Below are 10,004 nucleotides of genomic sequence, written 5' to 3' on the forward strand. Positions count from 1 at the left end.
ACAAGTTCTTCGGTGTTACTCAAAAGACTTCAAGACGGGATCAAGACCGGAGTTGGGAAACCCAGGTCTTCTGAAGTTCGGACATCGCATCGTCGGGCGTGAGCAGCGCACCGGTGAGCGCTGTCCGGATCGAGGTTTCTGGCACCGGGAGCGTTTGCGACAACAGCGCGTCCAGCAGGCGACGTGCCTTGGCCAAGCTTTGGCCGTAGAGCTCGAACACGGCCGACACACTGACGTGTTGCGTGGGATCGTCGAGCCAGCAGTCGTAGTCGGTCACCAGGCCAACGGTGGCATAGGCCATCTGGGCCTCGCGCGCCAGAAACACCTCGGGCGCGTTGGTCATGCCGACCAGGTGGCAACCCATCTGCCGCAGCAAGTGGCTCTCGGCCTGGGTGCCCAGGCGGGGGCCGTCCACGCAGGCGTAGGTCAGTCCGCGGTGCACTGAGAGGCCAGACTTGTCGGCAGCGGCCATGACCGCATCCACCAGCGCGCTGCTCACCGGCTTGGCGGTGGAGACATGCGCAGCGACACCGCCACCGAAGAAGGTTCGCTCGCGCGCACCACGCGTCCAGTCGATGTATTGCTCGGGCATCGCCAGGTCGCCAGGCGCGACTTCCATGGCCAGGCTGCCCACGGCCGAGAACCCCAGCATCATGGTGGCGCCGGCACGCTTGAGCGCATACACGTTGGCGCGGTAGTTCACTTCGTGCGGCAACAGCCGGTGACCGGCCCCGTGGCGCGCCAGAAACAACACCGCCTGGCCGTGCATGGTGCCGCGCAACACCTCGCCCGATGGCGTGCCGAACGGCGTGTCGCCGTCCAGGCGTTCATGGATGTCGAGGCCGTCGAGTTCGTAGAGGCCGGTGCCTCCGATGATGGCGAGCATGGTTCAGTTCTCCAGTGGGCGCACGGCATCCTGCAACTGATAAGCCGGGCCGTGCTGGATGCGGTTGAAGTAGGAGGCGTGGGCATCGCTGCCCTCGGGCCACAGTTGCTGGAACTGTCGCTGCCAGGCGGTGCTGTCGATCTCGATGGCGATGGCGTCGACATGGACACCGCGCTCGACCACGCCGAAGCGACGCTCCGAGCCCGTGTACGGCGCGAGCGCGATGCGGGTGATCAGGCCCGCCGCATCGCCCTGGAAGTTGGGCATGCCGGTGGCGCCGTTGTTGAACACCCAGCGTGCGTGTGCGTCCGGTCCCGACCTCAGGCGCTGGAACACGGGCAGGCAAGTGTGCGTGCTGGCAAATGCGTGCACGTCAGCCTCGTCGAACCAGCGTTTTACCGCCTCACGGTGCGCGGCGTCGCGCAGGTGTTCCTGCGCAAAGCCCCAGCCGGCGAGCGACTGCGCGTCGCCATGTACCACGCCCAGACGCAGTAAGCCGACATCGGCGCGCAGCCACATCGGCAAGGACCGCAGTTCGTGCTGCTGCTCAGGTGTGACGCAGCTGCGCAGCGCTTTGTGAATGCGGTTGGAGCGTTCGACCACCTGGTCTCCCACCCAGTCGGGGTAGGCGCAGCCACAGCCAGCATCGGCGTCGGCGCTTTCATCGGCGTTCTGGTCGGCCAGCTCGGTCTCCACATTGCCACGCAAGGCATCGAAGCGCATCACCGATTGCTGGATGCGGGTGAACACGGCGGGATCGGCGTCAAACCAATGAAAGTCGCCGTTGAACACCATCCGGGCACGTCCACGCTCCTGCTCGAACAGTTCAATCACGCGCTGCAGCGCGGCCTCGTTGCCATACAAGCCGCCCACCACATAAAGCACGTCGAGATTTGTCAGGTGCTCAGGAGCCTCGCTGGCGAACACTGAGGGCGCGTAGCGGTAGTGCAGCGGGCAGGTTCTGCCGGCGGCCGCAGGCGCGGCATTGAGCGTGGGTGCGTCAATGTTCATGGGGTGCTTCTTTGCATGGTTGGTAGACAAGCCATCAGCGACGGCGTCGGGCCTGGGCTGGGTGTTGAACAGAGGTCGGTTGGAATTGGGTTTGGACTGGATTCATACAGCGCCTGCAGTCTTTCGGCATCGACCTGAGCGATCGACAGGTCAAATTCCAGCGCGCCGTCTCGAAGGCCGATCACCCTGTCGGCCAGCAGCGGCAGCAGAGCGGGCTGGTGCACCACGGTGATCAGGGTGGCGTCATTGGCGATGCTGCCCAGCCATCTGCAGGCATCGGCAGCGGCGGCCGGGTCCAGATTGGCCGTAGGTTCGTCAGCCAGGATCAAACTCGGGCGCTGCAGGCGCAACCTTGCAATGCTGAGCTTCTGGCGTTCCCCACCCGAGAGTTGGTCGGTGCGCGTATCGCCCAGACCCTGCAGGCCAACCAAGGCGAGCGCCTCGTCAGCCTCGGCAACAAGCGTCGCAGGGTACAGGCGGCTCCAGCTGCGCCAGCCGCTCAGGCGTCCCAGGGCGCCGATCAACACGTTCTCGCGCGCGCTCAAGCGCGAGACCATGTGCAGCCCCTGCATGACCTGGCCCACCTCGCATCGCCAGGCGCGCAGCGCGGCGTCGGACACCGGCTCCTGCAGCGGCCGCCCCAACACGCTGACCGATCCCTCGGTGGGAACCAGCAGGCCACCGAGCACCCGCAACAAGGTCGATTTGCCCGCACCGTTGTGCCCGACGATGGCCACCCGTTCGCCGGCGCCAATGTGCAGTTCGTTCAGTCGCAGCAAGGTCCGCGCACCGGCCTTCACGGCCAGATCACGGATGCGGATGTCGTGTGTTCCGGCGCTCACAGCAAAGCCTGGCGTATGCGCCGCGAAAAGCTGTCGAACGCCACCACCAGCGCGATGACGACGAGCAGGATGGTGGCCAGGCGGCTCCACTGGAACAGGCTCACCGCCTCGGAGATCAGCAAGCCGAGGCCGCCCGCACCGATGAGGCCCAGGATGGTCGAGTCGCGGATGTTGAACTCCCAGATGTAGAGGTGATTCGACACGAACTGGGGCAACACGGCAGGCCATACGGCGTTGAAGAAGACCTGGGTGCGCGACGCGCCAGTGGCTTGCACGGCGTGGATGGCTCCCATGTCCAGCGACTCGACCGACTCCGCGTACAGCTTGCCGTAGGTGCCCATGGAATGCAGCGCAATGGCCAGGATGCCGGCGGTCGGGCCCAGGCCGACGATGCCCACCAGCACCAGGCCGAACACCAACGTATGAATGGCGCGTAGCACGTCAAGCAGACCTTTGCTTGCCCAAGCCAGCCAGCGAGGTGCGCCCAGGTTGCTCGCGCTCAGCAGGCCCAGGGGCAATGCCAACAAGGCACCCAGCAGCGAACCCAGGGTGGCGATCTGGAACGTGACCCAGGTGGCACGCCCCAGTGCCGCCAGAAAATCGGCCTCCACAACACGGCGGTCTTCCACGCGCAGCAGCGTGCCGTCGTCGCTGCGGTATTCCAGGCGCTCCGGCCCGAACCACACATCCAGAAAACTCGGGTAAGCGAATTCACCGATCGACTTGATCAGGTTGGCCACGGGGTTGCGCCCTAGCGACAACTCTCCCGCCACCCAGAGGCTGCCCAGGCAGACTCCGACAAGCAACGCATAGGCCAGCACCAGGAGCGCAAAACGCGCCCGACCGGACCAACGCGGTGGCGAGAAAGGCGGCTGGATCGGCAGCGCGCTCACTTGGGCTGCAGCGTGCCAGTGGCCAGACCAGCGTCCCTGATCGGCTTGTAGGCCCGGTTGTCGCTGTTGATGAAGCCGGTGTAGCTCGGCGGCATCAGTGCAGGCTGCGTCTTGAGCAAGGGGCCGACTTCAGCCAGCGCCGCCTGCAGGCGCGCCACGAAGGCCTTGTCCTTGTAGAGCGCTTCGCTGACGGCAAACGCGTCGTTGGGCAAAGGATCGGATTGCCAGATGATCTTCGAGCGCTCGGCTTTGATCAGGCCCTGCGCGATCATCGCGTCGCGGTTGCGGTTGTAGTCGGCGCCAGCGTCGATCTGCCCGGCAGTGACCTGGGTCTGGATCGCCTGGTGCTTGGTGTGAAGCACGCGAGAAAAATGCTTCGCGGGATCGATGCCTTGCTTCATGAAGAAATGCAGTGGAATCAGGTAGCCGGAGGTGGATCCTTTGTCGCCGAAGGCAAAGGTGCGCCCCTTGAGATCGGCCACCGAATTGATGCCCGAGTCCGGGTGGGTGACGATCATCGCGAAGTATTCGGGCTTGCCTTCGTACAGGATGGTCGAGACCACCTGGGCATTGGCGGCCTGGTTGGCCAGCACGTAACCCCAAGGCCCCATCAGGGCCAGGTCGGTTTCGCCATTGGCCAGCGACTTCGCTAAGCCTTCCCAGCTGTCAACGGTGCGCAACTCGACCGGGCGACCCAGGCGCTGCGACAGGTGTTGAGCCAGCGGCCGGTAGGTGGCGTCGTTGCGCTCGCGATCGGGCTGGAACAGGCCGACACCGAATTTCAGCGGCGCGACTTGCGCCTGCGCGGTGAACGTGCCGAGCAGCAGAAAGAGGCTGGCTAGCCAGCGGGAGAACAAGCTCATTGGATCTCTCCTGAAGTAACGGTTTGGGCTGTGCCGTTGTGCTGGGCATGAACGGAAATGGTCGCTGTGGCTGGGCCAGCCGACTCAAGCGCACCCCCACAACTGCTGCCCTGTCCTGCGGTGCAGCCGTAGCAGTGGTCGGCAATCCGGATGGCTTCGCCTTCGGGATCGGCCTGCAACAGCTCCCGCAGATGCGGGCGGTAGGTCTTGCCCAGGCGGGCCGGCAGACCCAGCATCTGGTTGAAATCGCAGTCATACAGATCGCCCTGCCAGTCGACGCTGATCATGGAGCGGCACATCACGGTGTTGAGGTTGTCGACCTGGTACGCCTGCTTCAGCAGCTGCATGTAAGCGCCAAACGTTCCCTTGGACACCAAGGTGCTGCCGAAACGTTGCACCGGCATGTTGGTCAGCGCAAACAGGTGGTTGAAGCGGATACCGAAGTGCTGTAGCAGCTCGCGCTTGTAGTCGGCCTCCAGCGCAGCCTGCGGCGGAGGCAGCGACGGTCCTTGCGGGTTGTAGACGAGATTGAGTATGAGACCGCTGTCCGGGACGCCGTAACCGAGCGCGTTGAGTTGCTGCAGCCCGGTGATGCTGAGATCGAACACACCGTCGCCCCGCTGCCGATCGACATTGGCAGGGGAATAGCACGGCATGGAAGCCACCACCTGAACACTTTGCTCAGCCAGGAAGGCCGCGAGGTCTTCCTGACCGGGCTCGCTGAGGATGGTCAGATTGCAGCGGTCAATCACCTCGACACCCAGGGCCCGGGCCGCCACCACCAGGCGCCTGAAGTGGTCACTGAGCTCCGGCGCGCCGCCGGTGAGGTCGAGCGTGGTGATACCCCTGGCCTGCAGCACCTCGATCACCAGGTCCACCGTTGCCCCGTCCATCATTTCGGTGCGGTTGGGGCCGGCGTTGACATGGCAATGCAGGCAGGACTGGTTGCAGCGGTAACCGAGGTTGACCTGCAGCGTGGTCAGGGGTTGGCGCCGGATGGCGGGAAAGTCGGTGGCGGTGAGCAGCGGCAGGGTGTCGTGCATGGGACGGACTGGTGAAGTTGAAGGTTCGACACCATCAGTCGTTCACAACCGATTGTTTGTTACAGCCCGGCAGAAAAATACCGCCAAGGGCGTTGTCGCTGCCTCACCACCTCACCACCACAGCAGCCGCGGACCGAGGACCGCGCCCAGCAGCCCTGTCAGCAGGACTCCCAGCGAGTACCAGACCGCCACAAACGTGGCCGAGACCTCAGGACACACCAGGGAATAACCCATGGCGCCCAGTGCGCCGGCCATCAGTCCAGCATTGAAGCCGGCAGCCCGCAGTTGGGTGGGTGCGAGTCCGCGAAGCGCCCACAGTGCGCCGGCCAGTGCCGGCAACGAAAGCGCCACCACATTCGTTGGGCAGCTGAGCCAGGTTTCGCCAAACAGGGCCTCCATGCGTTGATCTGGCGCGCTGGTCACCAGCGTGAGAGCGCCCAGGGCCAGCATGGTGGCAAACACAGCCAAAACGGCCCGCACGGGCCATTGTGTGCGCGCCACCGGCCGGGAGAGCCTGGCCGTCAACCAGCCCGCCGCCAGCGCCAGGCTGACGCCGTACATCAGCTTCAGCCACGGCGCCTGCGTAGCCCACATGACCGCAGGGATCGGTCCCATGCTCATCAGGGCGAACAAGGCGCTCGCGATCAGGCCAAGTGCCACGACCGGGGCGAGGCGCCGCAGCGCGGGCGCCTGCGGGGCAGGCCCTGCGCCCTTGGCCAACATCTCGATAAGCGATTGCGTTTTCATGTTCCTGTGTCTTTCACCCATTGCGCCAGCCGCTTCAACCCTCTGTGCACCTGTACCTTGATGGCCGACTCCGAGATACCGGTGCGCATCGATGCTTCAGTCACCGACAGCCCCTCGATCTTCGTCAACACGATGGCCTGACGTTGAACATCCGGCAACTCCTGAAGCAGCCTTTCAAGGTCGCGCGGCGCACCATCTTCGACCGGTTCGGCTGCCAGCAAGGCCTCGTCCACATCGTCCAGCGCGTCGTGGAGGCCATCCCGCCGCCCACGGCGTCTCCAGAGATCGACCAGCTTGTGGCGAGCGATCGCCGTGACCCAGGCGCTGACCGGCAGAGTCGGGTCAAAGGTTCCGCGTTGCAGATGAAGTGCCAGCAGCGTTTCCTGCACCAGGTCTTCGATGTCATCCGGCGTCGACTGCATGCGCCGCCGCAGAAATCCGCGGATGCGCAACGCGATCTTCTCCAGCGCCTCGCGGTAAGCGACCTCATCGCCTTGCTGCGCACGCAGCCACAGCGGTCTCAGGCTGGCTTCGAAATCGTTGGGACCTGTCTCTCTTGGCATTTCGTGGCAGCGGCTGCTTTGGTTACAAAAATGGGGGGGGGCATGAGCAAGTACCGACCAAAGGCATGGTTGTTGGCCCGGGATTCTGCACTGCCTGTAACGGAAAGGCCTCCGGATTCGTAAAGCAAAGGCCCTTCCATCCCTTTCAACCCGTCAAGACAAGCCAGATGAAAACTTCTTCCACGTCCGCCTCGCGCGTGGTCACGACGCAGCCCTTGTCCCTGGGCCCTGTCATGAGCACCAGCCGACGCCAGTTTCTCCTCTTCACTGCCGGGTGCCTGCCGGCCTTGTGGCCCCTGGGCCACAGCCATGCTGCAGTGTTTGACCACAGCCACGCCGCCTGGACCAGTCTGCTCAAGCGGCATGTCGTGCTGCTTCGCGGCGGGCAGGCATCACAGGTTCGCTACGCAGGCTTCTCAAAGGACCGCGGGGACCTCACGGCCTATCTGTCGTCCCTTTCCACTGTCACCATTGACGGGTTCTCTGCCTTCTCCCTGGCGCAGCGCCAGGCGTTCCTGATCAACGCCTACAACGCGTTCACAGTCGAACTGATCCTCACCAAATACCCGGACCTGACGTCGATCAAGGAGTTGGGCAGCCTCCTCTCCAGTCCCTGGAAGCCGAAATGGATTTCCCTGCTGGGCAGCAAGGTGTCGCTGGACGACATCGAACACGGTATGCTGCGCAAGCGGGGCGTCTACGACGATCCCAGGGTGCATTTCGCCGTGAACTGCGCGTCCATCGGATGCCCGATGTTGCGCGAAGAAGCCTTCGTCGCAACGCGCATCGACGCCCAGATGGAGGAGCAGACGAGCCGCTTCATGGCCGACCGCACGCGTAACCGCTTTGACGAAACCGCAGGGCGACTGCAACTCTCGCGCATCTTTGACTGGTATGCCGACGATTTCAAGCGAGGTGATCGGGGCGTCACCTCATTGCACGGTTTTGCCGGGCTGTACGCCGAACGCTTGTCGGACTCTGCAGCGGGCCGAGATCGGATCCGCAGCGGGCGCGTTGACATCACCTACCTCGACTACGACTGGTCCCTGAACGACGCAAGCCGCTGAGTCGTTTTACTGAGGGTGACGCACGTCTTCGCGAGGCAGCTGGCTTCTGCTGACTTCGTTTTTGGCTGCGCTGTAGCTGGACACGAGGTAGGGCACCAGGTAGTTGAGTGCCACATGCATCCACGAGGGCGCGTGAGTGGCCAAGATGGCCTCACCCTGATTGATCACATTGAGTGCAGTGCCGACAACGGCAGACACACGCAGTGCGTTCAGGACGATGGATCTGGACAAGGCTGTGCTGATGAGATTTTTCATTTGAGGGCTTCATGTGATGGCGGGTTCGTTCGCTTGACCCGATCGGTTACATCGCCGATCAAGAAAAGAATCTTTTTTTGATGTAACGAACCAGACGCGCTTTCGACCATGCAGGGTAGGCCAGATTGTCTGACCTGCCCGCTCGGAGAAATTTCCATGAGCGGATTTGCCAACCACTTGCAGGAGTCATTCATGGAAAACACTGTCGATCGCCGCACCGCCACCCGCCTCGCATCCGGAGCCGCCCTAGCCCTGGCCATGGGTGCCGCGCTCACGCTGGTGGCCGCACCGGTTGCCGCGCAGAGCGCGGACAAAGAGAAATGCTTCGGCGTTGCGCTGAAGGGCAAGAACGATTGCGCCGCCGGGCCAGGCACCACCTGCGCCGGCACCTCCAAAGTGGACTACCAGGGCAACGCCTGGTCGCTGGTTCCAAAAGGAACGTGCGAGAAGACCGCATCGCCCAAGTCGCCATCCGGATTCGGGCAATTGAAGGAGTTCAAGGAAAAGGCTTGATCCGCCTGAGTGCACTCTCACCAACCAGGCCTTCTCATGGAGCTCACCGCCCAGCATCGCAAAACCGCCTTGGGGTTTGGCGCGCTCCCAATGCGGGGTGGGTTGGGCCTGAAGGCAGAGCACTTCGCCCACGTTCGGGACACCCGTCCCGACGTGGGCTTCTTCGAGGTCCATGCCGAAAACCATCTGGTGGCGGGTGGGCCGATGCTGCGCCACCTTGCAGCGGTCCGCGCTGACTACCCGCTGACCCTCCATGGTGTCGGTTTGTCGATCGGATCGGAAGCCGGCCTGGACGAAGAACACCTCAAGGCGGTAACGGCGCTGGTGCAGCGTTTCGAGCCGGCGGTCTTCTCCGAACACCTGGCATGGTCGTCCCACAACAGCACGCACTTCAACGATCTGCTCCCATTGCCGTACAACCTGCCTACCCTTCACAGGGTCTGCCGGCACATCGACCAGATCCAGAACCGCATAGGGCGGCCTTTGTTGCTGGAGAACCCCTCCACCTACTTGTCATGGGCGGCGTCCACCTGGAGCGAGGGCGCCTTCATGAGCGAGGTGGTTCAGCGAACCGGCTGCGGTCTGCTGCTGGACGTGAACAACGTGTACGTGTCGGCGATCAACCAGGGCGAGGACCCCGTCGCTGCCCTGCTCGAACTGCCACTGCGCCACGCCGGGCAGATTCACCTTGCCGGGTTTGCCGAATCGTTTGACAGCTCGGGCGTACGGCTGCTCATTGACAACCATGGCGCCAGCGTCGCCAGTGCGGTCTGGGCCTTGTTCGACACGGTGCTGGCTCGGGTGGGGCCCGTGCCCACCTTGCTGGAGCGTGACCAGAACATCCCTGCGTTTGCAGTGCTGATGGCCGAGGTGGGTTTGGCAGACTCGAAACTGGCGCGTGCCAACCGATCACTGGACGCTGCAGCCTTGATCCAGGCCATGACACCCGAGGTGGTGCGATGAGCCACCACAGCTTCGCCCACGCGCTGCTGGACCCCACCCTGCCTGTGCCGGCGGGTCTTGTGTTGCGGGGTGGTGGGAATCTGGCCGATCGCTTCGCGGTGCACCGCAACAACACCGTCGTCTCGCTGGTCGATACGTTGCTCGCCATTTACCCAGTCACGGCAGAGCTGGTTGGCGAGCCGTTCTTTCGCAGCATGGCTACGGTCTACATCCGGCAGTCCCCTCCCCGCCAGCCTGTGCTGATGCGCTACGCGGCGGATTTCGATCGCTTCATTGCGCAGTTAGAGCCCGCTGAAAGCGTGCCCTATTTGCCGTCGGTGGCGCGCGTCGAAGCGGCCTGCATGCACAGCCTGCATGC

The 10,004-nt window shown here is 63.8% G+C and carries 13 protein-coding genes; 4 read left to right on the top strand and 9 right to left on the bottom strand.

What is annotated here, in order from left to right:
- Positions 1-40: 40 nt before the first annotated feature.
- The 8 genes from ACN4F8_RS00120 to ACN4F8_RS00155 form a co-directional block, all read right to left on the bottom strand.
- Complete coding sequence (locus ACN4F8_RS00120; RefSeq protein ID WP_419471711.1) at positions 41-886, bottom strand: S-methyl-5'-thioinosine phosphorylase; 846 nt, start codon at positions 884-886, stop codon at positions 41-43.
- A 3-nt stretch (positions 887-889) separates the two neighbouring features.
- Positions 890-1,897: a hypothetical protein gene (locus tag ACN4F8_RS00125; protein ID WP_419471712.1), complete on the bottom strand. Its 1,008-nt coding sequence runs from the start codon at positions 1,895-1,897 to the stop codon at positions 890-892.
- On the bottom strand, positions 1,894-2,739 hold the full coding sequence (locus ACN4F8_RS00130) for a phosphonate ABC transporter ATP-binding protein (RefSeq protein ID WP_419471713.1): 846 nt from the start codon (positions 2,737-2,739) through the stop codon (positions 1,894-1,896). Before ACN4F8_RS00130 ends, ACN4F8_RS00125 begins: the two co-directional genes overlap by 4 nt.
- On the bottom strand, positions 2,736-3,632 hold the full coding sequence (gene phnE, locus ACN4F8_RS00135) for a phosphonate ABC transporter, permease protein PhnE (protein WP_419471714.1): 897 nt from the start codon (positions 3,630-3,632) through the stop codon (positions 2,736-2,738). Before phnE ends, ACN4F8_RS00130 begins: the two co-directional genes overlap by 4 nt.
- Positions 3,629-4,495, bottom strand: coding sequence for a phosphate/phosphite/phosphonate ABC transporter substrate-binding protein (locus ACN4F8_RS00140; protein WP_419471715.1), 867 nt, complete (start codon positions 4,493-4,495; stop codon positions 3,629-3,631). Before ACN4F8_RS00140 ends, phnE begins: the two co-directional genes overlap by 4 nt.
- Positions 4,492-5,538 carry an arsenosugar biosynthesis radical SAM (seleno)protein ArsS gene (gene arsS / locus ACN4F8_RS00145; RefSeq protein ID WP_419471716.1) on the bottom strand — a complete coding sequence of 349 codons (1,047 nt, stop codon included), beginning with the start codon at positions 5,536-5,538 and terminating at the stop codon, positions 4,492-4,494. The genes ACN4F8_RS00140 and arsS overlap by 4 nt, the downstream gene beginning before the upstream one ends.
- 111 nt (positions 5,539-5,649) lie before the next feature.
- The gene (locus ACN4F8_RS00150; protein ID WP_419471717.1) at positions 5,650-6,285 is read right to left on the bottom strand and encodes a DUF1109 domain-containing protein; all 636 of its coding nucleotides are present in this window, start codon (positions 6,283-6,285) and stop codon (positions 5,650-5,652) included.
- Positions 6,282-6,848, bottom strand: a complete 567-nt coding sequence (locus tag ACN4F8_RS00155) for a sigma-70 family RNA polymerase sigma factor (RefSeq protein ID WP_419471718.1) — start codon at positions 6,846-6,848, stop codon at positions 6,282-6,284. The genes ACN4F8_RS00150 and ACN4F8_RS00155 overlap by 4 nt, the downstream gene beginning before the upstream one ends.
- A 167-nt stretch (positions 6,849-7,015) precedes the next feature.
- On the opposite strand from ACN4F8_RS00155, the gene ACN4F8_RS00160 reads away from it, so the two are divergent.
- On the top strand, positions 7,016-7,915 hold the full coding sequence (locus ACN4F8_RS00160) for a DUF547 domain-containing protein (RefSeq protein WP_419471719.1): 900 nt from the start codon (positions 7,016-7,018) through the stop codon (positions 7,913-7,915).
- A gap of 6 nt (positions 7,916-7,921) precedes the next feature.
- Here ACN4F8_RS00160 and nrtS read toward each other — a convergent pair whose 3' ends face one another.
- Positions 7,922-8,170, bottom strand: coding sequence for a nitrate/nitrite transporter NrtS (gene nrtS, locus ACN4F8_RS00165; protein ID WP_419471720.1), 249 nt, complete (start codon positions 8,168-8,170; stop codon positions 7,922-7,924).
- A 192-nt stretch (positions 8,171-8,362) separates the two neighbouring features.
- Between nrtS and ACN4F8_RS00170 the strand changes: the two genes are divergently transcribed.
- The 3 genes from ACN4F8_RS00170 to ACN4F8_RS00180 form a co-directional block, all read left to right on the top strand.
- Positions 8,363-8,683 (top strand): DUF2282 domain-containing protein, encoded by a 321-nt coding sequence (locus ACN4F8_RS00170; RefSeq protein WP_419471723.1) that lies wholly within the window; start codon positions 8,363-8,365, stop codon positions 8,681-8,683.
- Positions 8,684-8,719: 36 nt separating this feature from the next.
- Positions 8,720-9,646 carry a DUF692 domain-containing protein gene (locus tag ACN4F8_RS00175; RefSeq protein ID WP_419471721.1) on the top strand — a complete coding sequence of 309 codons (927 nt, stop codon included), beginning with the start codon at positions 8,720-8,722 and terminating at the stop codon, positions 9,644-9,646.
- The coding region (locus tag ACN4F8_RS00180; protein WP_419471722.1) for a DNA-binding domain-containing protein at positions 9,643-10,004 on the top strand (362 nt) is incomplete at its 3' end. The genes ACN4F8_RS00175 and ACN4F8_RS00180, both read left to right, overlap by 4 nt.

The organism is Hydrogenophaga sp., from assembly GCF_048549895.1.
Taxonomy (GTDB): Bacteria; Pseudomonadota; Gammaproteobacteria; order Burkholderiales; family Burkholderiaceae_C; genus Hydrogenophaga.